20 protein-coding genes are annotated in these 25,321 nt (G+C 72.8%); 17 read left to right on the top strand and 3 right to left on the bottom strand.

Annotated features, from left to right (window positions below; genetic code table 11):
- Positions 1 to 72: 72 nt before the first annotated feature.
- Positions 73 to 1,194 carry a DUF3048 domain-containing protein gene (locus IIE03_RS23250; RefSeq protein ID WP_192865173.1) on the bottom strand — a complete coding sequence of 374 codons (1,122 nt, stop codon included), beginning with the start codon at positions 1,192 to 1,194 and terminating at the stop codon, positions 73 to 75.
- 139 nt (positions 1,195 to 1,333) lie between these two features.
- Between IIE03_RS23250 and IIE03_RS23245 the strand changes: the two genes are divergently transcribed.
- Complete coding sequence (locus tag IIE03_RS23245) at positions 1,334 to 2,749, top strand: AMP-binding protein (protein WP_318843143.1); 1,416 nt, start codon at positions 1,334 to 1,336, stop codon at positions 2,747 to 2,749.
- 126 nt (positions 2,750 to 2,875) lie between these two features.
- Here IIE03_RS23245 and IIE03_RS23240 read toward each other — a convergent pair whose 3' ends face one another.
- Positions 2,876 to 3,871 carry a 1,4-dihydroxy-2-naphthoyl-CoA synthase gene (locus IIE03_RS23240; protein WP_192865172.1) on the bottom strand — a complete coding sequence of 332 codons (996 nt, stop codon included), beginning with the start codon at positions 3,869 to 3,871 and terminating at the stop codon, positions 2,876 to 2,878.
- 215 nt (positions 3,872 to 4,086) lie between these two features.
- Between IIE03_RS23240 and menD the strand changes: the two genes are divergently transcribed.
- From menD to IIE03_RS23225, 3 genes are all read left to right on the top strand, one after another.
- Positions 4,087 to 6,120, top strand: coding sequence for a 2-succinyl-5-enolpyruvyl-6-hydroxy-3-cyclohexene-1-carboxylate synthase (gene menD / locus IIE03_RS23235; protein WP_192865171.1), 2,034 nt, complete (start codon positions 4,087 to 4,089; stop codon positions 6,118 to 6,120).
- A gap of 89 nt (positions 6,121 to 6,209) precedes the next feature.
- A complete protein-coding gene (locus tag IIE03_RS23230) occupies positions 6,210 to 7,829 on the top strand; it encodes a trypsin-like peptidase domain-containing protein (RefSeq protein ID WP_318843142.1) in 1,620 nt (539 codons plus the stop codon).
- 253 nt (positions 7,830 to 8,082) lie between these two features.
- Positions 8,083 to 8,604, top strand: coding sequence for a GNAT family N-acetyltransferase (locus IIE03_RS23225; protein ID WP_192865169.1), 522 nt, complete (start codon positions 8,083 to 8,085; stop codon positions 8,602 to 8,604).
- 24 nt (positions 8,605 to 8,628) lie between these two features.
- Here IIE03_RS23225 and IIE03_RS23220 read toward each other — a convergent pair whose 3' ends face one another.
- Entirely contained in the window at positions 8,629 to 9,252 is a 624-nt protein-coding gene (locus IIE03_RS23220) for a TetR/AcrR family transcriptional regulator (protein ID WP_192865168.1), read from the bottom strand.
- A 200-nt stretch (positions 9,253 to 9,452) separates the two neighbouring features.
- On the opposite strand from IIE03_RS23220, the gene IIE03_RS23215 reads away from it, so the two are divergent.
- The 13 genes from IIE03_RS23215 (at position 9,453) to nuoH (ending at position 25,321) form a co-directional block, all read left to right on the top strand.
- A complete protein-coding gene (locus IIE03_RS23215; protein WP_192865167.1) occupies positions 9,453 to 10,046 on the top strand; it encodes a DUF6230 family protein in 594 nt (197 codons plus the stop codon).
- Entirely contained in the window at positions 10,037 to 11,665 is a 1,629-nt protein-coding gene (locus IIE03_RS23210) for a DUF6114 domain-containing protein (protein WP_192865166.1), read from the top strand. Before IIE03_RS23215 ends, IIE03_RS23210 begins: the two co-directional genes overlap by 10 nt.
- A gap of 246 nt (positions 11,666 to 11,911) precedes the next feature.
- Entirely contained in the window at positions 11,912 to 13,354 is a 1,443-nt protein-coding gene (locus tag IIE03_RS23205) for an isochorismate synthase (protein WP_192865165.1), read from the top strand.
- A gap of 54 nt (positions 13,355 to 13,408) precedes the next feature.
- Positions 13,409 to 14,104 carry a demethylmenaquinone methyltransferase gene (locus IIE03_RS23200; protein WP_192865164.1) on the top strand — a complete coding sequence of 232 codons (696 nt, stop codon included), beginning with the start codon at positions 13,409 to 13,411 and terminating at the stop codon, positions 14,102 to 14,104.
- A 263-nt stretch (positions 14,105 to 14,367) separates the two neighbouring features.
- Positions 14,368 to 15,672 carry a geranylgeranyl reductase family protein gene (locus IIE03_RS23195; protein WP_318843141.1) on the top strand — a complete coding sequence of 435 codons (1,305 nt, stop codon included), beginning with the start codon at positions 14,368 to 14,370 and terminating at the stop codon, positions 15,670 to 15,672.
- 34 nt (positions 15,673 to 15,706) lie between these two features.
- On the top strand, positions 15,707 to 16,066 hold the full coding sequence (locus tag IIE03_RS23190) for an NADH-quinone oxidoreductase subunit A (RefSeq protein ID WP_192865163.1): 360 nt from the start codon (positions 15,707 to 15,709) through the stop codon (positions 16,064 to 16,066).
- Positions 16,067 to 16,165: 99 nt separating this feature from the next.
- Positions 16,166 to 16,717: a NuoB/complex I 20 kDa subunit family protein gene (locus IIE03_RS23185; RefSeq protein ID WP_192865162.1), complete on the top strand. Its 552-nt coding sequence runs from the start codon at positions 16,166 to 16,168 to the stop codon at positions 16,715 to 16,717.
- 140 nt (positions 16,718 to 16,857) lie between these two features.
- On the top strand, positions 16,858 to 17,604 hold the full coding sequence (locus IIE03_RS23180) for an NADH-quinone oxidoreductase subunit C (protein ID WP_408632869.1): 747 nt from the start codon (positions 16,858 to 16,860) through the stop codon (positions 17,602 to 17,604).
- 68 nt (positions 17,605 to 17,672) lie between these two features.
- Complete coding sequence (locus IIE03_RS23175) at positions 17,673 to 18,986, top strand: NADH-quinone oxidoreductase subunit D (protein WP_192865319.1); 1,314 nt, start codon at positions 17,673 to 17,675, stop codon at positions 18,984 to 18,986.
- A complete protein-coding gene (gene nuoE / locus IIE03_RS23170; protein WP_192865160.1) occupies positions 18,983 to 19,795 on the top strand; it encodes an NADH-quinone oxidoreductase subunit NuoE in 813 nt (270 codons plus the stop codon). The genes IIE03_RS23175 and nuoE overlap by 4 nt, the downstream gene beginning before the upstream one ends.
- On the top strand, positions 19,792 to 21,138 hold the full coding sequence (nuoF, locus tag IIE03_RS23165) for an NADH-quinone oxidoreductase subunit NuoF (RefSeq protein WP_192865159.1): 1,347 nt from the start codon (positions 19,792 to 19,794) through the stop codon (positions 21,136 to 21,138). Before nuoE ends, nuoF begins: the two co-directional genes overlap by 4 nt.
- The gene (locus IIE03_RS23160; RefSeq protein WP_192865158.1) at positions 21,138 to 24,026 is read left to right on the top strand and encodes an NADH-quinone oxidoreductase subunit G; all 2,889 of its coding nucleotides are present in this window, start codon (positions 21,138 to 21,140) and stop codon (positions 24,024 to 24,026) included. The genes nuoF and IIE03_RS23160 overlap by 1 nt, the downstream gene beginning before the upstream one ends.
- On the top strand, positions 24,023 to 25,321 hold the full coding sequence (nuoH, locus tag IIE03_RS23155) for an NADH-quinone oxidoreductase subunit NuoH (protein WP_192865157.1): 1,299 nt from the start codon (positions 24,023 to 24,025) through the stop codon (positions 25,319 to 25,321). The genes IIE03_RS23160 and nuoH overlap by 4 nt, the downstream gene beginning before the upstream one ends.

The following is a 25,321-nucleotide window of genomic DNA, read 5'->3' as shown; positions in this document are numbered from 1 at the left end:
CCGCGGGCGGCCCGGTCCGACGGCGGGCGAGCGGCGACGCCGGTCACCGCGGCCGGTGCGACAACCGCTCGATCAGGGAACCGACCAGGAGCCCGACCCCTTGGGCACCAGCTCGACCCAGGTGTTGCCGGGCGCCAGCCGCGCCTCCTTGCCGTTGGCGAGCTCGAGCGTGATCGGGGCGCCGATCCGTCCCTTCTTCCATCTCACCTTCACGACCCTGCCCTCGGCGGCGACGAAGCCCTCGCCGGAGCCGACGAGCTTCGTCTCGGGCACGCGTGCCCCGCTCGGGTCGGTGTACCGGGTGTAGACCATGTCCACGTGCAGCACCACGACGTTCCGCGCCGCGTGCCGCGCGCCCGACATCGACATGGAGGGCGCACCGCCCTCGCTGCGCCGATAGGTGTGGCTCGAGCCGTCCCAGTACCAGTTGGTGGTCTGCCGGTTCGACAGGCGGACCTTGAGCGTCCCCGCCTTGCGCCCCTTCTTCACGGCGGACACCTCGCCCTTCTCCCGCGCGTAGGCGAACTGCGCCGGCGGCGGGGAGAACAGCCGCAGGTCCTCCCGTTCCTGCGACAGGAACACCTTCGGCCGACCGATCACGTTGTGCGGTGCGGAGCGGCTCGGGTCGCGCGAGAACCCGGCGTGGCCCTTGTCCATGATCACGGACTGCGTGGACACCCTGTTCACCTGGTCGATGAACGGGAGCTGGCCGCCCGAGTAGGCGAGGATGCCCTTCATCGGCGCGACGATCGCCGCGTCCATCGGACGCACCGACCGGACCGGCTCGACCGCGTCCGGGAGGGTCGAGTGGTACGTGGCGACGAAGCGCGTGATCCCGCCCTCGACGACCTCCTCCCAGACGATGTCCGCGTGCTCCAGGCCGCGCGTGGGGCGGGCCTCCGGCGAGTTCTCGATCTTGACCGAGACAGCCGGGTGCTGCATCTTCGCCTCCTTGCCCCGGGTCCCCGTGAGAGGCCAGTACACCGGCTTCGGCACGGGCTTCGGCGGCTCGGCCTTGCGGACGGCGGTCTTCGCCGGGGCCGTCGCGGTCGGCGTGGGCAGTGGCTCCGGCTCGTCCCACGGCCAGGCCAGGTCCTGCCCCCAGGCCGTGGTGCAGGCGCTCAGCCCGATCGCCACCACCATGGTCAGGGCGATCACCCCGGCCGCGCGCTGCCGCCGCGGCGTCCGTCTCATCTCTCCTCCGGGTCCGCGCTCGCTGCTCCTCCCCGGCCGCCCCCCGGGACTGGCGCCACCCTAGCGGGTTTCACCCGCAGGTGAAGCATGTTCTCCCGGGCCCGCCCGGGTCCCGCGCGCCGCCTCGTAAGCTGGCCGGGTGCGAGACGAGCTGGAGGACGCCGCCGCGGCGATCCGCCGGGCCCTGGACGGCGGCGCCCCCTACGCGCCGGAGCCGCTCCTGGCCGACGCCCCGCCGCCGGACGGCACCGCCCTCGTGGTCCGCACCTCCGGCTCGACCGGAATCCCCCGCGAGGTCGCCCTGTCCGCGACCGCGCTCCGCGCCTCCGCCGCCGCGACCCACAAGCGCCTCGGCGGTCCCGGCCGCTGGTTCCTCGCGCTGCCCGCCACCCATGTCGCGGGTCTCCAGGTGATCTCGCGGTCCGTCGTCGCCGGCACGCGCGTCGGCGGGGGAGCGGCCGGGTCGTTCACCGCGGACGGCTTCGCCGCCACGGCCGGGGCGTTCCTGTCCGACGACGGCGGCAGCCGCGCCTACGTGTCCCTCGTGCCCACCCAGGCCCACCGCCTCGTCGAGGCGGCCGACGACGGCGCACCCGCCGGCCTGGACACGCTCGCCCGCTTCGACGCCGTCCTGCTCGGCGGTGCCGCCACCCCGCTCCCGCTCCTGGCCCGCCTCCGCGACGCCGGCGTCCGCGCCGTCACCACCTACGGGATGTCCGAGACCTGCGGCGGCTGCGTGTACGACGGCGTTCCCCTGGCGGACGTGCGCGTCCGCCTCGCACGCGACGACGCCGGGCGTGACGCCGGACGCAACGACACCGCACGCAACACCGCACGCGACGCTGGACGGGACGACGGACGCGACAGCGCCGGCCGCGACGCCGTCGGACGCGACGCGGACGACACGGGAGACACCGGGGCCGCGACCGGCGGGCCGGGCGACCCCCAAGGCTCGGTGCCCGGCGTCGTCGAGATCTCCGGTCCGGTGCTCGCCACGGGCTACCTCGGGGAGGCGGCCGCCACGGCCGCCGTCTTCCGCACCGACCCGGACGGCACCCGCTGGTTCCGCACCTCCGACCTCGGCGCCGTCGACGCCGACGGTCGCCTCACGATCCTCGGCCGCGCCGACGACGTCATCGTCACCGGCGGCGTCAACGTCGCCCCCGCGGCGGTGGAAGCGGCGCTGGCGGAGCTCGGCGAGGTGTGCGTGGTGGGAGTCCCGGACCCGGAATGGGGCCAGGTGGTGACGGCGGTCCTGGCCCGCCCGTCGGCAGAACGTCGAGTGGTCGGCCCGACGTCGAGCGGTCGGTCGCCCGAGCGACCGACCGCACCGACCTCCGACCGACCACTCGACATCCGGCCGACCACGACGCCGACCCGGGTGGCGCCCGCTCCGGCGGAGCTGGCCGAGCGAGTGCGGTTGCTGGTGGCGGACCGGCTGGGCCGGGCGGCGGTCCCGCGCCGGGTCTTCGTCACGGACGCCATCCCGCTCCGCGGCCCGGGAAAACCGGACCGCCGAGTTCTGACCGAGGCCCTGACGGCAGCTGTGGGGTGACTCAGCAGGGCCTCGCAGATCTTTCGAGGCCGTTCGGATGGATTCGAAACCCTGACGAACCCGAGTCGGTAGTGGTGGGCAGCGCCGGGTGTGTCCGGTCGAAGTCCCGGGCGTGTCCCGTCGGAGTCAGAAGTAGTACGGGAACCGGCTCCAGTCCGGGTCGCGGCGCTCCAGGAAGGCGTCGCGGCCCTCGACCGCCTCGTCCGTCATGTACGCCAGGCGGGTCGCCTCGCCGGCGAAGACCTGCTGGCCGTTGATGCCGTCGTCGGGCAGGTTGAACGCGAACTTGAGCATGCGGATCGCCTGCGGAGACTTCGTCGCGATGGTGCGCGCGTAGTCGATCGCCAGATCCTCCACGCCGGCGTGGTCCGCGACCTCGTTCACCGCGCCCCAGCGCTCGGCGTCGTCGGCGGAGTACTCCCGGGCCAGGAAGAAGATCTCCCGCGCCCGCTTCTGCCCCACCTGGCGGGCCAGGTACGCCGAGCCGTAGCCTCCGTCGAACGAGCCGACGTTCGCGTCGGTCTGCTTGAACTTCCCGTGCTCCCGGCACGCGATCGTCAGGTCGCACACGACGTGCAGCGAGTGGCCTCCCCCGGCGGCCCAGCCGTCCACGACGGCGATCACGACCTTCGGCATCGTCCGGATGAGCCGCTGCACCTCGAGGATGTGCAGGCGGCCGGCACGGGCCGGGTCGACGGCGTCGGCCGTGGCGATCTCGCCGCCGCCGTCGGGCGCGGTCGTGTACCGGTACCCGGACCGGCCGCGGATGCGCTGGTCGCCGCCGGAGCAGAACGCCCACCCGCCGTCCTTGGGCGAGGGACCGTTGCCCGTGAGGAGGACGGTGCCGACGTCGGACGTCATGCGCGCGTGGTCCAGCACGCGGTACAGCTCGTCCACGGTGTGCGGGCGGAACGCGTTGCGGACGTCCGCGCGATCGAACGCGACGCGCACCACGGGCAGGTCACGCCCCGTCGCGTGGTCGTGCCCGCGGTGGTACGTCATGTCGGTGAGGTCCCCGAACCCGGTGACCTCCCGCCACCGCCGTGGATCGAAGGTCTGGGAGACCTGGCGGGGGAGCTGCGGCTGCGCGGACGGGGTGTCGGCTCGGTCGGTGCTACTCACGAGGGAAGCGTAGTTCGTGCGCGCCGGCCTCTCCGATCGGCTGGTCGGTCGCCGACGCCCGACGAGTCGCACACGAACGGCTGCAAGAGAACGACACGGACCATGCCGTCACCTCGTGCTCGGCGCCGGCGGGTGCCGCACCGCCCGGGCCGGGCTCGCGACCGCCTCGGGCGCGGTGTGCGGCGTGGCGGCGACGGCGCCGCTAGCCTGGCCGTATGCCTGACAACCCCGCCTCGGTCTGCGCCGCGCGCGGCCTGATCTCCGAGCTCGTCGCGCACGGGGTGCGCGACGTCGTGCTGGCGCCCGGGTCGCGGTCCGCGCCCCTCGCCTACGCCGCCGCCGAGGCCGCGGAGGCCGGCCGGCTCACCCTGCACGTACGGATCGACGAGCGCACGGCGGGATTCCTCGCCCTGGGACTCTCCCGCGGCAGCGCGTTGACCAGGGACGGCGACCCCGCGGCGGATCGAGGCCACGAGGAGCCCGATCGCGGGTCACCGGACCAGGCGGGGGCGCCGACCGGGTTCCTCACACCCCTCGTCGGGCACCCCGTCGCCGTGATCACCACGTCCGGGACCGCCGTCGCCAACCTGCACCCGGCCGTGCTCGAGGCGCACCACACCGGCGTCCCACTGATCCTGCTCACCGCCGACCGCCCGCACGAACTGCGCGGCACGGGCGCGTCGCAGACCACCCACCAGCCCGGCATCTTCGCCGGGGCCGTGCGGTACGAGGCCGACGTCCCCGCGCCGTCGGGCACGGACCTCGCGACCCGCGCGACGGAGACGCGCGACCTCGCCGCCCTCGCGGCCCGGGCCGCCTCCGCCGCCCTCGGCCTGCGCGACGGCACGCCCGGCCCGGTTCACCTGAACCTCTCCTACCGCGACCCCCTCCACCCCGCCGCGCCTCCGCCGGACCCCGAGCTCGCCGCGACCACCCCCGCGCCCGACGCCGCCGTTTCCACCACCGCACCCCGTGCCGAGGCCGAACCCCGCCATCCGGCCGCCCCGGACGGCTCCGGCGGCGCAGCCGAACCCGGTTCCGACCCCGTGGCCCCGGAACCGGGCCGGCCGTCCGCCGGCCTCCGCCAGGACCCGGGCGTGAGCCGGCCCGTGACCGTCGTCGTCCCCGGCACCGTCCGGCACCTCGCCTCCCCGGCACTCCCCGGGCATCCCGGCCGCACCGTGGTCGTCGCCGGTGACGGCGCCGGGCCCGCGGCCCGGCGGCTCGCCGAGGCCCAGGGCTGGCCGCTGCTGGCCGAACCGTCGTCGGGCGCCTGCGGGGGAGCGAACGCGATCCCCGCGTACCGCCTGGTGCTCGGCGAGGACGGACTCGCCGGGGAGATCCAGCAGGCCGTCGTGCTCGGCCGCCCCACGCTCTCCCGCCCCGTGCAACGCATGCTGTCCCGGCCCGACGTCGTCGTCACCGTCGTCGCACCCGGCGGCCTGCCCTGGCCCGACGCCGCCCGCAACGCCGCCCAGGTGGTGCCGGGCCTCGCCCCGGAATGGTACGAGCCGCGGGACGAGGCGGACGGCGACTGGCTGCGGCGCTGGCAGGCAGCCGGCCGCGCCGCAGCCACGGTGATCGACGAGGTGACCCGCGACGACGCGGTCGCCGACGGCCCGACGGCGCTGTCCGTCGCCCGCGCCGTCGCCACGGTCCTCGGGGACGACGACGTGCTCGTCGTCGGCTCGTCGAATCCGGTGCGCGACCTCGACCTCGTGCTCGGCACGGACGACCTCGGCAGCGTCCCCGCCGTGATCGCCAACCGCGGGCTCGCCGGGATCGACGGCAGCGTCTCGACCGCGACCGGGGTGGCGCTCGCCGCCGCGCGCGCGGGCCGGCGCACCCGCGCGCTGCTGGGCGACCTGACGCTCCTGCACGACGTCGGCGGCCTGCTGCGCGGCCCCGGCGAGCCCGCCGTCGACCTGGAGATCGTCGTGGTGAACGACGACGGCGGATCGATCTTCGCCACCCTCGAGCACGGCGAGCTGGCGGCGACGTCGGACGCGGCGGGCGCCCGGTTCGAGCGGGTGTTCGGCACGCCGCACGGCGCGAATCTCGCGCAGCTCTGCGCGGGCTACGGCGTCGACCACCAGCTCGTGAAGGACGTGCCCAGCCTGCGGCACGCGCTCCAGGCACCCAGCCGTGGCGTGCAGGTCATCGAGGTGCAGGTGCCGCGCGCCGCGCGCCACGCCGAGGCACGAGACCTGGCCCACCGCGTGGCCGACGTCGTCCGCGGCGTCGTGTGACCACCGCCGCGCGCAGGGAACTCACAGGCACGGTCAAGGGTCGCTTGAGAGAACGGGTGTGTAGTGGTTCACGGATGAAGGAGGGCACCGTGAACACCGAGCAGAACCCCACCACCCCGCAGGGCCAGGAGCCGGAGGCAGCCGACGCCGTCGCGCCGCACCGGCCGGAGCAGCCGGAGACTCCCGCCCCGACCCCCGCCGCGGAGGCTCGGGCGGCGCAGGTCCCGGCCGCCGGGGCGCCGACGACGCAACTGCCGGCCACTCCCGCCCCGGGCGGGCCCGCGCCCGTGGCACACGCACCGGCGCCGACCCCGGACGTGACCGGCGGAGCCGAGGTCACGCCCGCGGCGCACGCGCCGGCCGGCTTCGGACCGCAGGCGACACACTCGTCCGGCGACGGTCCGTCGTCGGACATCGGGACGGCGTTCGGCAACCCCTACGCCGCCCCGGCGAGCGCGACGACGCCGCCCCGCAAGGACCGCCGCTGGGTCCCCGTGGTGAGCGCCGCGGCGGTGGCCGCGCTCCTCGCGAGCGCGGGCACGGCGGGCGCGATCGCGCTGCTGGACGACGACACGCAGTCGGCGTCGCTGGCGGACGTCGGCCGGTCGGAGCAGCAGGCGGTGCCGGTCTCGTCGAACGGTGACGCCCCCGACTGGCAGGCCGTCACGGCCGCGGTCTCGGAATCGGTGGTGTCGATCCAGGTGGCCACGCAGCAGGGTGAGGGCGAGGGCTCCGGCGTGATCATCGACTCCGACGGCCACATCCTCACCAACAACCATGTCGTCTCGGGTGCCGAGCAGGTCCAGGTCACCCTCGCCGACGGGCGCCTCTTCGAGGCGGACGTCGTGGGCACGGACCCGACGACGGACCTCGCCGTCGTGCAGCTCACGGACGCCCCGGACGACCTGTCCCCCGCGACGCTCGGCGACTCGAACGCGGTCGACGTGGGGGACCCCGTGATGGCGGTCGGCAACCCGCTGGGCCTCGCGGGCACCGCCACGACGGGGATCGTCTCGGCGCTCGACCGCCCGGTGTCGGCGTCGTCGCGCTCCGGGGGCGACGTCGTGGTCACGAACGCCGTGCAGACCGACGCCGCCGTGAACCCGGGGAACTCGGGCGGCCCGCTGTTCAACGCCTCGGGCGAGGTCATCGGGATCAACTCGTCCATCCTGACGCTGTCGAGCGCGACGCAGCAGTCCGGATCGATCGGTCTCGGGTTCGCGATCCCGTCGAACCTGGCGTCCAGCGTCAGCGAGCAGCTGATCGACGACGGCTCGGCCGACCACGCGTTCCTCGGGGTGTCCCTCTCGGACGGCACGGCGACGGCCGACGGCGTGACCCGCCTCGGCGCGCAGGTCGAGCAGGTCGTGGCGGGTTCGCCGGCCGAGGAGGCCGGGCTCGAGCCGGGGGACGTGATCGTCGCGATCGGCGACGACCCGGTCAACGGCTCCGAGTCGCTCACCGCCTTCGTGCGGGAGCACGCCGTCGGCGAGGAGGTCACCCTGACCGTGGTGCGCGACGGCGAGACGCGGCAGGTGAACACGAGCCTCGCCATGCGCGACGACGAGGAGCTCGCCCAGGAGCAGCAGGGACAGGGCCAGCAGGGTCTGCCCGGACAGGGGGAGTCGGGTGACTCCGGCTCGAACGGCTCCGACCCGACCGACCCGGGCAACATCCCGGACTGGCTGCAGGAGCTGTTCGGGAACTGAGCCGTCCTGTCGACGGTCGCCGGAGCGCCGAACCGCAGCCCCGTCGGGTTGCGGTTCGGCCGCGGCTGTCGGCCCTGTGCCGGCCTGCTGTGTCGGCTCCGTGAGTGCCGGCCCTGTGGCCGACTCCGCGCGCGCGGGCTCTTCAGGATGCCGCGGAAGACGCTCAACGGGTCGCAAAGGGGCAAAAGTGTCTTTAGGGAATTACCACTAACGCGCATAGTAAATAGCCCGATCGAGTACTACCTTGAGGCGCGTGATTGGGACCTATGACGTTGTGCGGACGCGCGGCCGATCAGATGCTGCCCATGACATTCTCGGCGAACTGCCCGAATGGTTCGGGCTCGAGAAGTTCACCGACGAATATGAGGAAGCCGCCCGGAAGTTTCCCAACTATCTCGCCGTGAACACCCGCTTCACGGGCGACGCGGGGCCCGGCGAGGGCGTCGTCGACGGCACGCGGGTACCCATCGACGACGTGACGGGCATCCTTCTCCTCGACCCGCGGTACGACAGCACGGCCGAGGTCCACCTGCTCGCCGTGCGGCGCAAGCTGCACCGCACGGGAATCGGGCGGGCCCTCCTGCGGCGTGCCGAGGACGACATGCGTGCCCGCGGCGTGCGCCTCCTCACGGTCAAGACCTTCGGACCGTCCAGCCCGGACCCGGGATACGAGCAGACGCGGGCCTTCTACGAGGCGGTCGGATTCCTCCCGGTCGAGGAATTCCCCGACATGTGGGTCGAGAATCCTTGTCTGCTGATGGCCAAGGTGCTCTGAGCCCGCCGTCGCCGCCCGTCGCCGTCAGGTCGTCGCCGCCAGCGGCCCCGCGTCGAGCTGCGCCCCCGTGGCGCTGACCACGCCGAACATGCTGCTTTCCAGGTAGGCGATGAGCTCCTCCGCCGGGATGTCGGTGTTGAGGCCGCCGTCGACCAGCGCCTGCTCGGCCAGCGCCACCCACGACCGCAGCGCCATGCGCAGCATGGGCGTGTCCTCGACACCCATCTCGGTGACGGCGACGACGGCGCGCTCGGTCTGCTCGCGTCGCGCGCTCTCGATGAGCTCCCGCACCTCCTCGTCACCGCTCGCCGCGCCCCGCACCAGGGAGTAGAACGTCGGCCCGTGCTCGCGGACGTAGTTCACCAGCCGTTCGAGCGTGTCGTGCAGGCGGTCGAGCGGGGGGAGGTCCGGCCTGGGCTCGCTCGCGTGCAGCATCGAGTCGCGGGCCCGCAGCACGATCTCGTGGTGCAGCCCGTTCTTCGAGCCGAAGTAGTAGTACACGAGGCCCGTCGAGACGTCGGCTTCGGCGGCGATCTCCTCGACGGTGACCTCGGAGAGCGGGCGGTTGGCCAGGGTGGCCACTCCGAGGGCCACGAGCTGGTCCCTGCGTTCCTCCGGGCGGAGACGGGTTCTGCGGCTGGTTGCCATGTCGTGAGCATATCTACCCACCTGGGCGATGCCTGGGTGAATCGTCCGGGGTTCGGGCTGCTCGCACCAGGTACCGGGCCGTTGTCGGGGCGTGGGGGTCCGGTTACCACGTCGAGACAATTGACTGTCACTCAGTAGTCCGCTACGGTCGCGCTCGACGACGAAGGAGTCGCCTCGATCTGTGTCCAAAGGGGAATCACATGAAGCTCAGCAACCTGACGAAGACGCGCAAGGGGCGCGTCGCGCTCGCCGCCGTCCCGGTGGCGGCGGCGGCCAGCCTGCTCCTCGGTGGCGTGGCACAGGGTGCGGTCCCGGTTTCGTTCGCCATCGCCGGCGGTGAGTTCAAGATCGCGGCCGACCGGCTCGAGGGCGTCGGGTTCTCGCAGTACGCCGGGCAGGCGACGGCCGCCGACGGCACGCATCACCCCGCCGCCATCGCGAACATCAAGGACGCCAAGCTCTACAACCTCTGCCAGACCGTCGTGCAGGAGACCGCTCTCGGCAAGGTCGGCCTCAAGATCACGGCCGGCGACGGCGAGGAGCCGGCCAAGGCGACCGACCTTCAGATCGGCATGACGGACCTCTCCGGTACGGCGACCTTCCGCGATATCCGTATCGGCGTGGACGCGTCGAAGGTCAACACCACGAGCAAGGGTGACCAGGGCGACTTCGCCATGGACTCCGACTCCATCGACATCGACGGCCTGCAGCAGGTGTCGTGGAGCACGCAGGCCGCGGTGTTCCAGCTGACCGATCTGAAGCTCCAGCTCACGGACGGCGAGGAGTGCTTCTGAACCCGGGGGACGGTCAGGCCGGTGCCGCCCGCCCCGGGCTGAGGGGCAGGCTGGACGCCGCGCGACGCGCGTTCGGCCCGTGGCGCAGACAGCGCCCGTTCGTCGGCGGCGTGCTCGTGATCCTGGCCGGCCTGGAACTCCTGCTCTCCGGCCCGATCGATCTGGGCGGGCTCGCCGACACGTTCGGTATCGGCGGCGTGCCCGACCTGACGCTCGGGGTCGGCATCGAGGGCTTCCAGGCGACCGTCCTGCCCATCGCCCTGATCCTGCTGGGCGTGCTGTCCGTGCTGCAGCCCGTCCACCGCGTCTTCTACGGCGTCATCATCCTCGCCATCTCGGTGTACACCCTGTCAGGGGTGAACCTCGGCGGCTGGGTGGTCGGCTTCCTGCTCGGCGCGATCGGGGGTGTCGTCGTCGTGTCGTGGTCGCCGGCGGACGCCGCGTCCGCGCAGGACCGGTCGGACGACGACGCGACGAGCACCGCCACGAGCGACGGCATCTTCGAGGTGTCCGACGGCGGTCCGCCCGGTGGCGCGGAGTCCGGTGGCGCGGCGCCTGGCGGCCCTCCCGGTGGCGGCGTGTCCGACGGTGCGCCGTCCGGTCGTGGTCAGTCCGGTGGCGCGGCCGCCGGCGACGGCCCGCAGGCGCCCGGCGGTCTCCACGTGGTCGACGGCGGCGGGAACAGCCTGCCCGCCAAGTCGGCGGCGGTCGCGCTGGCCGGTGCGCTCGTCCTGGGCGGCATGCAGCCGACGGCCCTGCGCACGGCGGAGGAGGACTGCTGGGACCCGATCTCCTGGATCCCCATCATCACGTGTGACGAGGAGGGCGGCGACGCCGACCCGTCCGAGTCGCCGTCGTCGTCCCCGAGCACCTCTCAGTCGGGCGACCCGGACGGCGGCGTCGTGGACGACGTGACGGACGGCGTCGGGGACGTCGTCGACGGTGTCACGGGCGGTTCCGGCGACGACTCGCCGGGCGGCGCGAAGGACGAGGGCTCCGGCGGGTCCGGGGACGGCGCGTCGTCCGACGAGTCGGACGCGGCGGCGGACGAGCTGTTCTCGACCGACGAGTCCGAGCGGGGCCTCTCGATCGGCTACGTCTGCGACGGCGAGAAGCGGAACGTCACCCTGCCCATGATCCCGGCCGGCGAGGACAACCGGAACACGTTCTCGCTGCCGGCGGACCTGCGCACCAAGGACCTCGAGATCAGCGGGATCCGGTCCATCGCGCTGGTCTCCGTTCCCGTGACGCACGAGGTGCAGCGCCGCGACGCGATCCGGATCGTCGCCGACCACGTGAAGGTCCCGGGCTTCTGGCTCAAGACCTACGCGTACGACGAGGGCACGGAGGCCGGGACCGAGACGGGCGCGGGTTACGTCTCCATGGACGGCAACGCGACCATGTACCTCTCGGGGATCAACCTCGGCTGTCCCGACTTCGAGGACATCGCCGACGAGCCGCCGCAGTCGATCATCGCGTGGCTGCTCGCCCTGTCGGGCGCGCAGATCGACTTCCTGGGTGCCACCTCCGACGTCCAGGTCTGGTCGAACTTCCGCGAGCAGGTGTGGGGCGACCCCCTCCACCCGATCGGCCGGGGCCCGGAGGCGGGCGACCCGTAGGCCGGCCCTCCGCCCGGCGCCGCACTGACCGGTGGGCGCCGGTGCCGGCGTGTGGTCGGGGGATTGCCGTGTGGTCGGTCAGGTGATTGCCCGACCACACGCCAAACACCCGACCACACGGAACCCCCCGACCACAGCACGCCGCACCATCCGCGCCGTCACCCGCGCGGCCGCGGGCCGGCGGCCGGTGTGATGTCCGTTGCACGGGGGTCGGACGGCGGCGGAACCGGCCTATTCTGGGGAACGATGACCATCACCGCACCTCCGCTCGCGCCGCCGCGCCTCATGGTTCGCACCTCGCGCGTCGACGACCTGCCGCACGACCTGACGGCGCTCGTCGACCTGCTGCCCGACGCCCGCCCGCTCGCCTGGGTGAAGCACGGTGACGGCGTCGTCGGCTGGGGCGAGGCGCTACGGTTCGAGACGTTCGGCCCCGGCCGGTTCGCCGATGCCGAGCACGCCTGGCACCAGGTGCTCGTCGGCGCCTCGGTGCACGACGACGTCGTCCTGCCCGGTACCGGGCCGATCGCGTTCGGGTCGTTCGCCTTCGACGACGTGGTCCCGGGCGACGAGGCCGAGGACCCCACCCGCGCGAGCGGGGCGCTGATCGTGCCCCGGGTCGTCGTCGGCCGCCGCGACGGCGTGTGCTGGACGACGACGATCGAGCTGCTGGGCGACCGCGCCGCCCCGGCTCCGGAGACGCTGCCCGACGCCTATCCCCGCACGCCGGTCACGGCGCCGGGCCGGGTCGTCTACGCCGACGGGTCGGTCGGCCCGGAGGACTGGAAGGGTGTCGTCGCCGAGGGCGTCGCGCGGATCACGGAGCGCGAACTCGACAAGGTGGTGCTGGCGCGCGACGTCGTCGCCACCGCCGAGCGCCCCGTGGACCCGCGCCACCTGCTCCGGCGCCTGGCCGAGGCGTACGAGGCGTGCTGGACGTTCAGCGTCGACGGGCTGGTCGGCGCGACGCCGGAGCTGCTCGTGCGCAGCGAGAAGGGCCTGGTCACGTCCCGCGTGCTGGCGGGCACGATCCCTCGCGCCGAGGGCCCCGACCACGAGGCGTCCGACGTGCTCACGGCCGCGCAGCTCGCCCGCTCGTCGAAGGACCTGGAGGAGCACCGGTACGCGGCGCACTCCGTGGCGGCCGCCCTGGAGCCGTTCTGCTCGTCGATGAACGTGCCGGACGGGCCGTTCGTGCTGCACCTGCCGAACGTCATGCACCTGGCCACGGATGTCACGGCGGTGCTCGACCTGTCCGCCGGAGCGCACGGCGGACACCCGGCCGGCCCGTACGACGGGCGCGATGCCGGGCACGGGCGGTGGAACACCGAGGCCGGCGGCGGGCCTGACGCGACCGCACCACGACCGCCGTCGTCCCTCTCGCTCGCCGCCGCCCTGCATCCGAGCGCCGCCGTGTGCGGCACGCCGACCGAGGCGGCCCGCGCCCTGATCCGCGAGATCGAGGGCATGGACCGGGCGCGGTACGCGGGGCCGGTGGGCTGGGTCGGTGCCGACGGCGACGGCGAGTGGGGCATCGCGCTGCGCTCGGCCGAGATCTCCGAGCGGAATCCGCGCCACGTGCGCCTCTTCGCGGGCTGCGGGATCGTGGCGGCGTCGGACCCGGTGGCGGAGCTGGCCGAGTCGGAGGCCAAGCTGGAGCCGATGCGCTACGCGCTGGCCGAGGACTGAAGCGGCCGTCCCGCGACGGCGATATCCCCGCGACGGGCGTGGGACGATGACCCCATGTCTCGCGCCAGCCTGGAGAAGCAGCCTGCCGAAGTCGCGTCGATGTTCGACGGCATCGCCAAGCGCTACGACCTCACCAACGACCTGATCTCGCTGGGGCAGGACCGCCGCTGGCGGAAGCTGGTGCGCGAGGCGGTCGGGGCGAAGCCGGGAGACCGGGTCCTGGACCTCGCCGCCGGGACGGGCACGTCCAGCGAGCCGTTCGACGCCGACGGCGCGCTCGTGGTGCCGTCCGACTTCAGCCTCGGCATGCTCCGGGTCGGCAAGGAGCGGCGCCCGGACCTGCCGTTCGTGGCGGGCGACGCGACGCGCCTGCCGTTCGCGGACGAATCCTTCGACGCGGTGACGATCAGCTTCGGCCTGCGGAACGTCGTGGACACCTCGGCGGCACTGCGCGAGATGCTGCGGGTGACGCGGCCCGGCGGGCGCGTGGTGATCTGCGAGTTCTCCACGCCCACCTGGATGCCGTTCCGGGTGCTGTACCAGGAGTACCTGATGCGGGCCCTGCCCGTGGTCGCCGGGGCGGTCACGCGCGACAAGGGGTCCTACGACTACCTCGCGGAGTCGATCCGCTCCTGGCCCGACCAGGTCGCCCTGGCCCGCCTGATGCTCGACGCGGGCTGGAAGCCGGTCCACTACCGCAACGCGAGCGGCGGGGTCGTCGCCCTCCACCGAGGCACCCGCCCGGCCTGACGCCCCCCAACCACGGCGTCCGGCGAGGGCCGCCCCGGAGTACGCCGCGGCCACGCCGGTGTGCGTGCCGGGAGCTCTCCCACCACGCACGACGGATGGTCGACGACGGGCGACCCTCGGGCGTGACGCGGATCACCGCCCGAAGTTAGGTTCGCCTTGCTACCCAATGTCCGTCTCGTGTGGCTAGGGTGGCGGTGTTGTGACAGGGTTCACAAGGACCTGTCATCACACCCAGCAGCGAGTTCACAATCGGGGGTGAGCACGTGAAGCGACGCGACGACGACGCTGATGTCATCGTGGTGGGCGCCGGCCCGGCCGGCTCGTCCACCGCGCACTGGTGCGCGTCCGCGGGCCTCGACGTGCTGCTGCTCGAGAAGGCCGAGTTCCCCCGCGACAAGATCTGCGGCGACGGCCTCACGCCGCGCGCCGTCTCGGAACTGGTCCGCATGGGCGTCGACACCGACGAGCGCGACGGCTGGATCCGCAACCGCGGCCTCCGCGTGCACGCCACCGGCCGTTCCTGGGAGCTCGACTGGCCGGACCTCACCGCGTATCCCGGGTACGGGATGGCCCGCGCCCGCGTGACGCTGGACCAGACGCTCGCCCAGCACGCGCAGGCGAGCGGCGCCAAGCTTCTGACCAGTACCAAGGTGACGGGCGCCGTCACCGACGAGCGCACCGGCCGCATCACCGGCGTCAAAGCCCAGCCGCTGGACGGCCGTGGCCGCGCCGAGGGCCCGGAGCGTACGTTCCGGGCGCCCGTCGTCGTCGCGTCCGACGGCGTGAGCTCGCGCCTGGCGACCGGCGTCGGGCGGATGCGCCGCGACGACCGGCCCATGGGGACCGCGGTCCGCGCGTACTACACGACGCCGCGGCACGCCGACCCGTTCATGGAGTCCCACCTGGAGCTGTGGTCGGGCGAGCCCGGCCGCTCCGACCTGCTGCCCGGCTACGGCTGGGTGTTCCCGCTCGGCGACGGCACCGCGAACGTCGGCCTGGGCAGCGTGCACAGCACACCCGCTCGGCAGTCCCGGGCGGGTATCGACTACCGGGCGCTGCAGGACACCTGGCTCACCCACTCCGCTCCCGAGGGCTGGGAGATCGGCCCCGAGGCGGCCACCGGCAAGGTCCGGGGCGCGGCGCTCCCCATGGGTTTCAACCGCGGCCCGCTGTACGCCGACGGCCTGCTGCTGGCGGGCGACGCCGCGGGCATGGTGTCCCCGTTCAACGGCGAGGGCATCGCCTACGGCCTGCAGGCCGGCCGGGTCGCCGCCGAGGCGATCGCCGCCGCCCGGCACAAGTCCACCGACGCCGCGCGCGAGGCCGCGCTGGCGACGTACGCCGACCGTATGCGGGCGGACCTCGGCGGTTACTACACCCTGGGCCGTTGGTTCGTGCGGCTCATCGAGCACCCGCAGGTCATGCGGGCCTGCGTGAAGTACGGGCTGCCGCGCAAGGTCGTGATGCAGTTCGTCCTCAAACTCTTGTCCGACTGCTACGAGCCGAGCGGCGGCGATTGGATCGACCGCACGATCGCCGGCTTGACGAAGGTGGTGCCACGCTCGTGAAGGAACTGTCGAGGGCAATCTGGAAGGCAGCAGCATGAATCCCTACCTGCCCATCCTGATTCTCATGGGGATCGGGGCGGTGCTCGCGCTGGGCGGTGTCGCCGCGAGCGCGGTCATCGGTCCCAAGCGCTACAACCGGGCCAAGCTCGACGCGTACGAGTGCGGCATCGAGCCGACGCCGAACGCCCTGGGCGGCGGCCGCCTGCCGATCAAGTACTACCTGGTGGCGATGACGTTCATCGTCTTCGACATCGAGGTGGTCTTCCTCTACCCGTGGGCGGTCGACTTCACCACCCTCGCCACGTTCGGACTGGTCGCGATGTTCACCTTCCTGGCGCTCATCACGGTCCCGTTCGTCTACGAGTGGCGGCGCGGCGGGTTCGACTGGGTATGACATTGACGAAGAGCGCAGCGAGGGCGTCTGCCGAGGCACGAGGCAGCCGCCCGGAGCAAGCACGAGGAAATGTCAGCCAGGGGCACTGAGAGGAGAGACATGGGTGTCGAGGAAGCGCCGTCGGGATTCCTCCTGACGACGATCGAGGACTTCGCCGGCTACATGCGCAAGGCGTCGATGTGGCCGGTGACGTTCGGCCTGGCGTGCTGCGCCATCGAGATGATGGCCGCGGGTGCGCCCCGTTACGACCTCTCGCGCTTCGGCATGGAGGTCTTCCGCGCGTCGCCGCGTCAGGCCGACCTGATGATCGTGGCCGGGCGCGTGAGCCAGAAGATGGCGCCGGTGGTGCGGCAGGTCTACGACCAGATGAGCGAGCCCAAGTGGGTGCTCTCCATGGGCGTGTGCGCGTCGTCGGGCGGCATGTTCAACAACTACGCGATCGTGCAGGGCGTGGACCACGTGGTGCCCGTCGACATCTACCTGCCCGGCTGTCCGCCGCGGCCGGAGATGCTGATCAACGCGATCCTCGCGCTGCACCACCAGGTCCAGAACGCCCCGCTGGGCGCGAACCGCGCCGAGGCGGCGCGGGCGGCCGAGGCCGCCGCCATGGAGGCCACGCCGACCTTCGAGCAGAAGGGGCTGCTGCGGTGAGCGACGAGAACGACCAGGCGACCCAGGACGACGCGACCCCGGACAAGGTGACCCCGGACAAGACGGCCCAGGACAAGGCCGCGCTGGACAAGGCGGCGCAAGGCAGGGCCATCCAGGACAAGGCGGCGCAGGGCGCGGGCCTGCCCGGCTCCGGTGCCGGCGGCCGGCCGAGCGATCTGGAGCGCGTCGGCTCGCACCTCGAGGTCGTGGAGGTGCGGCACGGCATGTTCGGCGCGCACGGCTCCGGGGACACGTCGGGATACGGCGGCCTCGTGCGGCCCGTGGCGCTGCCGGGCCCGTCGCCGCGCCCCTACGGGAGCTGGTTCGACCGCGTCGTCGACGTGCTGACCGAGGTCCTGCGTACCGGCGGCGTCGACCCGGACGCGGCGATCGAGAAGGTGGTCGTGGACCTGCACGGCGCCGACTCGGCCGAGGCGCCGCAGGCGGAGCTGACGCTCTACGTGGCGCGCGAGCACGTGGTCCCCGTGTGCCAGGCGCTGCGGGACGACCAGGATCTGCGGTTCGAGCTCTCCCTCGGCGTCTCCGGGGTCCACTACCCGCACGAGACCGGCCGCGAGCTGCACGCCGTCTACCACCTGGTGTCGGTGACGCACGGACGTCGCCTGCGCCTGGAGGTGACGGCCCCGGACGAGGACCCCCATATCCCGTCCACCACGTCCGTGTACCCCGCCAACGACTGGCACGAGCGCGAGACGTACGACTTCTTCGGCATCGTGTTCGACGACCATCCCGGCCTGGCGCGCATCGAGATGCCGGACGACTGGGAGGGCCACCCGCAGCGGAAGGACTACCCGCTGGGCGGCATCCCGGTCGAGTACAAGGGGGCCACGATTCCCCCGCCCGACACGAGGAGGGTCTACTCGTGACCGCGACAGCAGAACACCCCGCCGGATCGGCCGGCGCGTCCGGCGGCCCGGCCCGCGCCACCCGGCCGATCGACGACGAGACCGCCCGCGCGATCCGCGGGTTCGAGGCCTACGGCGACGGCGACTGGGACGAGATCACCCGCGAGGCCATCGGCGAGGAGCGCATCGTCGTCAACATGGGCCCGCAGCACCCGTCGACGCACGGCGTGCTCCGCCTCATGCTGGAGATCGACGGCGAGACGGTGACCGAGGCCCGCGCCGGCATCGGCTACCTGCACACCGGCATCGAGAAGAACATGGAGTTCCGCACCTGGACGCAGGGGCCCACGTTCTGCACCCGGATGGACTACGTGGCGCCGTTCTTCCAGGAAGTGGCGTTCTGCCTGGCCACCGAGCGGCTGCTGGGCATCACGGACGACGTGCCGGAGCGCGCCTCGGTGATCCGCGTGCTGATGATGGAGCTCAACCGGATCAGCTCGCACCTGATCGCGATCGGCACCGGCGGTAACGAGATGGGCGCCACCACGGTGATGACCATCGCGTTCACCGCCCGCGAGGAGATCCTGCGGTTGTTCGAGGCGGTCACCGGCCTGCGCATGAACCACGCGTACATCCGGCCGGGCGGCGTGGCGGTCGACGTGCCGGAGGGCTTCACCGACCAGGCGCGCGAAGCCCTGAAGAAGGTCCGCGGCTACCTCAAGGACCTCGGCGACCTGATGCTGGCGAACCCGATCTTCAAGTCCCGCCTGACCGACGTCGGCGTGCTGAACCTGGCCGGATGCATGGCGCTCGGCGTGACGGGGCCGGTGCTGCGGTCCACGGGCCTGCCGTACGACGTGCGCAAGTCCGCCCCGTACTGCGGGTACGAGACCTACGACTTCGACGTGCCGGTCTCGAAGAACGCCGACAGCTACGACCGCGTCGTGCTGCGGCTCGAGGAGTGCTACCAGTCCCTCGGGATCGCCGAGCAGGCGATGTCCCGGCTCGACGCGAGCGAGGGCGAGCCGGTGATGGTGGCGGACAAGAAGATCGCCTGGCCGGCCCAGCTCGCCATCGGGAGCGACGGCCAGGGTAACTCGCTGGAGCACATCCGTAAGATCATGGGCACCTCGATGGAGTCCCTGATCCACCACTTCAAGCTGGTCACGGAGGGCTTCCCGGTACCGGCAGGGCAGGCGTGGCAGACCGTCGAGCACCCGCGCGGCGAGCTCGGCGTGCACGCCGTGTCCGACGGCGGCACGCGCCCCTACCGCGCGCACTTCCGTGACCCCTCGTTCAACAACCTCCAGGCCGTGTCGGTGATGTGCGAGGGCGGCCAGGTGGCCGACGTCGTCGTCGCCGTCGCGTCCCTGGACCCCGTGCTGGGAGGTGTGGACCGATGACGGCCGAACCGGTGGAGACCAGGGCGTCCTACGACGGCGAGACCCTGGCGTCCCTGCGAGCCGACGCCGCCGAGATCATGGCGCGCTACCCGGATCCGCGCTCGGGCCTGCTGCCGATGCTGCACCTCGTGCAGTCGGTGGACGGGTACGTGAGCCGGGACGGGATCCTGTTCTGCGCCGAGCAGCTCGGGATCACCGCCGCCGAGGTGAGCGCCGTCGCGACGTTCTACACGCAGTACAAGCGCAAGCCGAACGGGAAGTACACCGTCGGCGTGTGCACCAACACCCTGTGCGCGGTGATGGGCGGCGACGCGATCTTCGACGAGCTCAGCGAGCGCCTCGGCGTCGGGCACGACGAGACGACCGAGGACGGCGCGATCACCCTGGAGCGGGTGGAGTGCAACGCGGCCTGCGACTACGCGCCGGTGATGATGGTCAACTGGGAGTTCTTCGACAACCAGACCCCGGAGTCCGCCGCGGAGGTCACCGAACGGTTGCGGGCGGGCGAGGACGTGGCGCCGACCCGCGGCGCGGACAGTGTCTGCTCGTTCAAGGAGATGAGCCGGATCCTCGCCGGGTTCCCCGACGGCCGGGCCCACGAGGGCGTGGGCGCGGGCGAGCCGTCGCTCGCCGGGCTGCGGATCGCCCGCGAGCAGGGCCTGCAGGAGCCGGGTGGCCCCGAGGCCCCGGAGGATGGGAGGAGCCGTCCCCGTCCGGGCGAGCCGGGTTCGAGCGCCGAGCGCAAGCCCGCGACGCCGGCCGACACCGAGCTCGGCAAGGACAAGAAGCCCGGGGAGGAGGCGCGATGACTGATCTCGTTCCCGTCCTCACCGACACCTGGGACTCGCCGCGGTCGTGGCGGCTGTCCACGTACGAGAAGCACGGCGGGTACGCCGGGCTCAAGAAGGCGCTGCGGATGTCGCCGGGCGACCTGGTGCAGGCCGTGAAGGACTCCGGCCTGCGTGGTCGTGGCGGCGCGGGGTTCCCCGCCGGCATGAAGTGGGGATTCCTGCCCCCCGACGACGGCGGCCCGCGGTACCTGGTCGTGAACGCGGACGAGTCCGAGCCGGGCACCTGCAAGGACATCCCGCTGATGATGGCGAGCCCGCAGCACCTGATCGAGGGCGTGATCATCACGTCGTACGCGATCGGCTGCAACCACGCCTTCATCTACGTGCGTGGCGAGGTGCTGCACGTGTACCGGCGGCTGCTGGAGGCCGTGGCCGAGGCCCGGCGGGTCGGGTATCTCGGCACGGACATCCTGGGCTCCGGCTTCGACCTGGAGGTCACGGTGCACGCGGGCGCGGGCGCCTACATCTGCGGCGAGGAGACGGCGCTGCTGGACTCGCTCGAGGGACTGCGCGGCCAGCCGCGGCTCAAGCCGCCGTTCCCCGCGGTGGCGGGCCTGTACGCGCGGCCGACCGTGGTGAACAACGTGGAGACCGTGGCGAGCGTGCCGGGGATCGTGGCGAACGGCGTCGACTGGTTCACCGGCATGGGCACGGAGAAGTCGACGGGCCACGGCCTGTTCTCCCTGTCGGGGCACGTCACGCGGCCCGGGCAGTACGAGGCCCCGCTCGGTATCACGCTGCGCGAGCTGCTCGAGCAGGCCGGCGGGATGCGCGGCGGGAAGCCGCTGAAGTTCTGGACGCCGGGCGGTTCGTCGACGCCGCTGTTCACGGCTGAGCACCTGGACACGCCGCTCGACTACGAGTCGGTGGGGGCGGCCGGGTCGATGCTCGGCACGCGCGCGCTGCAGCTCTTCGACGACACGGTGTGCGTGGTCCGGGCGGTGAGCCGGTGGACCGACTTCTACGCGCACGAGTCGTGCGGCAAGTGCACGCCGTGCCGCGAGGGCACCTACTGGCTCAAGCAGATCCTGCACCGGATCGAGGAGGGGCAGGGCCAGGACCAGGACATCGACCTGCTGCTCGACCTCTGCGACAACATCCTCGGCCGGTCGTTCTGCGCGCTGGGCGACGGCGCCACCTCGCCGATCACGTCGAGCATCCAGTACTTCCGGGAGGAGTACCAGGCGCACATCGACGGGCACGGCTGCCCGTTCGACCCGTCGGCGTCGGCCCTGTTCCCGTACACCCCGAAGACGCGAACGCCGGGCGCCCTCGCGGGCGCCGGCGCGGGAGGTCACTGATGACCGTCACCACATCGAAGCCCGAGGGCGAGGTGGCCGAGCCGAAGATGGTGACCTTCACCATCGACGGGATCGAGGCGCAGGTGCCCGAGGGCACGTTGATCATCCGGGCGGCGGAGCAGCTGGGGATCGAGATCCCACGGTTCTGCGACCACCCGCTGCTCGCGCCCGCGGGCGCGTGCCGGCAGTGCCTCGTGGAGGTCGCGATGCCGGACCGCGAGGGCAACGTGCGGCCCATGCCCAAGCCGCAGGCGTCGTGCACCATGACGGTCACGCCCGGCATGGTGGTCAAGACCCAGGTCACGTCGCCGGTCGCGGACAAGGCGCAGCAGGGGGTCATGGAGCTGCTGCTCATGAACCACCCGCTGGACTGCCCGGTGTGCGACAAGGGCGGCGAGTGCCCCCTGCAGAACCAGGCGATGACCAACGGCCGGGCCGACAGCCGGTTCGAGGATGTCAAGCGCACCTTCCCCAAGCCGGTGCCGCTGAGCGCGCAGATCCTGCTGGACCGGGAGCGCTGCGTGCTCTGCCAGCGCTGCACGCGGTTCAGCGACGAGATCGCGGGGGACGCCTTCATCGCCTTGCAGATGCGCGGGGCGAAGCAGCAGATCGGCCGCTTCGACGAGAAGATCCTCGGCTTCGAGTCCCCGGGCTGCGGCTGCGGCGGCGCGGAGCACGACGAGTCGGCGGCGCCGTCCGGCCCGGCCGCCGTCGCGGATTCCCAGGCCCGGGACAACGCCGTGGTCGGGGCCGACGCCGACGCGGCGAAGGGGAGTGCGGAGACCGACGTCAGCGGGCAGGGGTTCTCCTCGTACTTCTCCGGCAACACCGTGCAGATCTGCCCGGTGGGGGCGCTGACCGGGTCCTCGTACCGGTTCCGGTCGCGGCCGTTCGACCTGGTGAGCACGCCGAGCATCGCGGAGCACGACTCCTGCGGGTCTGCGATCCGCATCGACCACCGCCGCGGCCAGGTGCTGCGCCGCCTGTCCGGCGAGGACCCGGTGGTCAACGAGGAGTGGATCACCGACAAGGACCGGTTCGCGTTCACCTGGCAGTCCGCGCCGGATCGCCTGACGACGCCCCTGGTGCGGGACCGCGACGCGGACGGCGGTCGCGGCGAGCTGCGGCCGGCGTCGTGGGCGGAGGCCCTCGAGATCGCCGCGCGGGGTCTCGCCGAGGCGCGCGACACCGGCGGCGTCGGGGTGTTGCCCGGCGGCCGGCTCACCGTCGAGGACGCCTACGCCTGGTCGCGGTTCGCGCGACAGGTGCTCGGCACGAACGACATCGACCAGCGGGCCCGCGCCCACTCCGCCGAGGAGGCCGCGTTCCTGGCCCACGCCGTGGCCGGGACCGGTGTCGGCGTCACGTTCTCCGACCTCGAGAAGGCGCCCGCGGTCCTGCTCGTCGGCCTCGAGGCCGAGGAAGAGGCGGGTGTCACGTTCCTGCGGCTCCGCAAGGGTGTCGCGAGCAACGGCACCCGGGTGTTCGGCGTCGCGCCGTACGCCTCGCGCGGCTTGACGAAGCTGTCCGGCACGCTGCTCCCTGCCGTTCCGGGCGCGGAGGCCGGCGTGCTGGCGTCGCTCCGCGACGCGGCCGGTTCCGCAGCGACGGCGGACGGTACGACGACGCCGACCACGACGCCGACCACGACGACGGACGGCGCGGCGACGGCAGGCGACCTGACCGCGGCCGCGAGCGCCCTGCGCTCCGCCGGCGCCGTCATCCTGGTCGGCGAGCGCCTCGCCGCCGCACCCGGCGCCTACGCGGCCGCGCTCGCACTGGCCGAGGCCACCGGCGCGCGGCTCGCCTGGATCCCCCGCCGCGCCGGCGAGCGGGGCGGGGTCGAGGCCGGCCTGCTGCCGAACCTGCTGCCGGGTGGTCGTCCCGTGACGGACGCGGAGGCCCGTTCCGAGGTCGCCGAGGTCTGGGGGCTGAGCACCGACGCCGAGGACGGCGCGACGGCGGCGGACGCCGACGGTACGACGACGGAGTCCGGCGGCATCGTCACGGCTCGGGGCGTCTCGCGGATCCCCGCGGCCCCCGGCCTCGACACGGCCGGCATCATCGACGCGCTCAGCGTCGGGCACCTGTCGGGTGCACTCGTCGGCGGCGTCGAACTGGCGGATCTGCCGGATCCCGAGCACGCGCGCAAGGCGCTGGCCGCAGCCGGATTCGTCGTGTCGCTGGAGGTGCGGCGGTCGGAGGTGACCGAGCTGGCGGACGTCGTCCTGCCGGTCGCCCCGCCCGTGGAGCGCGCCGGCTCCTACTGGAACTGGGAGGGCCGCGTGCGGTCTTTCGGCGCCGCGCTCGACTCGCCGGCGCTGCCCGACCACCGTGCGCTGCACGCGCTCGCCACCCAGATGGGCAGCGACCTGGGCGCGGGGACCTCGGCAGAGGCGCACCTGGCGGTCGCCGCGCTCGGCGCCTGGTCGGGTGCGCGGGCCGGGGCCCCCGCAGGCGCGTCGTCGGCGTCCGACGACGGATCCGCCACGGCGGGCCGCGAGGCGCGGGCGTTCGCGGCTCCCGAGCCCGGCGCGCCGGCGAAGGTGGCCGGTGCCGACGGCACGGCCGTTCTCGCGTCGTGGCGCATGCTGCTCGACGACGCGCGCGGGCAGGACGGCGAGCGCCACCTCGCGGGCACGGCCAAGCGGCCGGTCGCCCGCGTCTCGGCGGCGACGGCCTCCGGCCTCGGCCTGAACGACGGCGGGAGCGCCGAGGTCAGCACCGGCCGCGGGGCGATCACGCTGCCGGTGGTGGTCACGGGGGACATGGTCGACGGCGTCGTGTGGGTCCCGCTCGCGAGCACGGGCAGCCGGGTGCACGACGCGCTCGGCGCGACGCCGGGCGACGTCGTACAGGTTCGGCCGCTCGGGAAGGAAGAGTCATGAACGGGGTGATCCTCGCGGCCGCCGAGGGCGGCGTGGCCGCCGACTTCTCGGCCGAGCCGATCCTCGCGTCGGTGGTCAAGGCGGTGCTGATCGTCGTCTTCCTGCTGACGTCGGTGCTGTTCGCGATCTGGTTCGAGCGCAAGGTCGTGGCGAAGATGCAGCTGCGGCCCGGCCCGAACTGGCACGGCCCCAAGGGCATGCTGCAGTCGCTCGCCGACGCGATGAAGCTGCTGCTCAAGGAGGACGTCAACGTCACGCGGGCGGACCGGGTGGTCTACCTGCTGGCGCCGATGCTCTCGGTGTCGGCCGCGCTGCTGGTGTTCGCGGTGATCCCGTTCGGGCCGAGCGTGACCATCCCGTTCACGGACTTCTCCACACCGGCGCAGCTCACCGACTTCCCGGTGGCGGTGCTCTACATCCTCGCGGCGGCGAGCGTCGGCGTGTACGGCATCGTGCTCGGCGGCTGGTCGTCGGGGTCGACGTACCCGCTGCTCGGCGCGGTGCGCTCGACGGCGCAGGTGATCAGCTACGAGCTCGCCATGGGGCTGAGCCTGGTCAGCGTGTTCATCATGGCGGGGTCGATGTCGACGTCGCAGATCGTGAACAGCCAGACGCAGGTGTGGTGGTTCATCCCGCTGGCCCCGGCGTTCGTGGTCTACATCATCTCGATGGTGGGCGAGACCAACCGGCTCCCGTTCGACCTGCCCGAGGCCGAGGGCGAGCTCGTGTCCGGCTACATGACCGAGTACTCGTCGATGAAGTTCGCCTGGTTCTTCCTCGCCGAGTACATCAACATGCTCAACGTCTCGGCCGTGGCGGTGACGCTCTTCTTCGGCGGCTGGCGCGCACCCGTGCCGGACGGGTTCCTGGGCGACGCCCTGAACACGGGCTGGCTGCCCATCGTCTGGTTCGTGGTCAAGGTCTGGGCCGTGATGTTCTTCTTCGTGTGGGTGCGCGGCACGCTGCTGCGCCTGCGCTACGACCAGTTCATGGTGCTCGGCTGGAAGATGCTCATCCCGGTCGCCCTCGGCTGGGTGGTGGTGCTGGGTGGCGTGCAGTGGGCGCTCACCATCGCCGAGCTGCCGCGCTCCACGTTCTTCTACCTCGCCGCCGGCGTGGTCGTCCTCGTGCTGATCCCGATGCTGTTCTGGCCGGAGAAACGCCGCAAGGCGGAACCGGCCGAGCCCGAGACCATCGACGCCTTCGCCGACGGGTACCCGGTGCCACCCCTGCCGGGTCAGAAGCTTCCCGCCTCCGAGCGGTTCGGAAAGGAGGTCGCCGGCAGTGACCGATGA

The organism is Myceligenerans pegani (assembly GCF_014892515.1).
In the GTDB taxonomy this organism is placed as follows: Bacteria; Actinomycetota; Actinomycetes; order Actinomycetales; family Cellulomonadaceae; genus Myceligenerans; species Myceligenerans pegani.
The sequence above is the reverse complement of the archived record's forward strand: the minus strand, read 5'-3'. Positions and strand labels throughout refer to the sequence as shown.

Bases quoted from the DNA above. Each gene is read 5' to 3' on its own strand.
- IIE03_RS23250 (WP_192865173.1), bottom strand. From the start codon at position 1,194: ATGAGACGGACGCCGCGGCGGCAGCGCGCGGCCGGGGTGATCGCCCTG.
- menD (WP_192865171.1), top strand. From the start codon at position 4,087: ATGCCTGACAACCCCGCCTCGGTCTGCGCCGCGCGCGGCCTGATCTCC.
- IIE03_RS23220 (WP_192865168.1), bottom strand. From the start codon at position 9,252: ATGGCAACCAGCCGCAGAACCCGTCTCCGCCCGGAGGAACGCAGGGAC.
- IIE03_RS23215 (WP_192865167.1), top strand. From the start codon at position 9,453: ATGAAGCTCAGCAACCTGACGAAGACGCGCAAGGGGCGCGTCGCGCTC.
- IIE03_RS23205 (WP_192865165.1), top strand. From the start codon at position 11,912: ATGACCATCACCGCACCTCCGCTCGCGCCGCCGCGCCTCATGGTTCGC.
- IIE03_RS23200 (WP_192865164.1), top strand. From the start codon at position 13,409: ATGTCTCGCGCCAGCCTGGAGAAGCAGCCTGCCGAAGTCGCGTCGATG.
- IIE03_RS23190 (WP_192865163.1), top strand. From the start codon at position 15,707: ATGAATCCCTACCTGCCCATCCTGATTCTCATGGGGATCGGGGCGGTG.
- IIE03_RS23185 (WP_192865162.1), top strand. From the start codon at position 16,166: ATGGGTGTCGAGGAAGCGCCGTCGGGATTCCTCCTGACGACGATCGAG.
- nuoE (WP_192865160.1), top strand. From the start codon at position 18,983: ATGACGGCCGAACCGGTGGAGACCAGGGCGTCCTACGACGGCGAGACC.
- nuoF (WP_192865159.1), top strand. From the start codon at position 19,792: ATGACTGATCTCGTTCCCGTCCTCACCGACACCTGGGACTCGCCGCGG.
- IIE03_RS23160 (WP_192865158.1), top strand. From the start codon at position 21,138: ATGACCGTCACCACATCGAAGCCCGAGGGCGAGGTGGCCGAGCCGAAG.
- nuoH (WP_192865157.1), top strand. From the start codon at position 24,023: ATGAACGGGGTGATCCTCGCGGCCGCCGAGGGCGGCGTGGCCGCCGAC.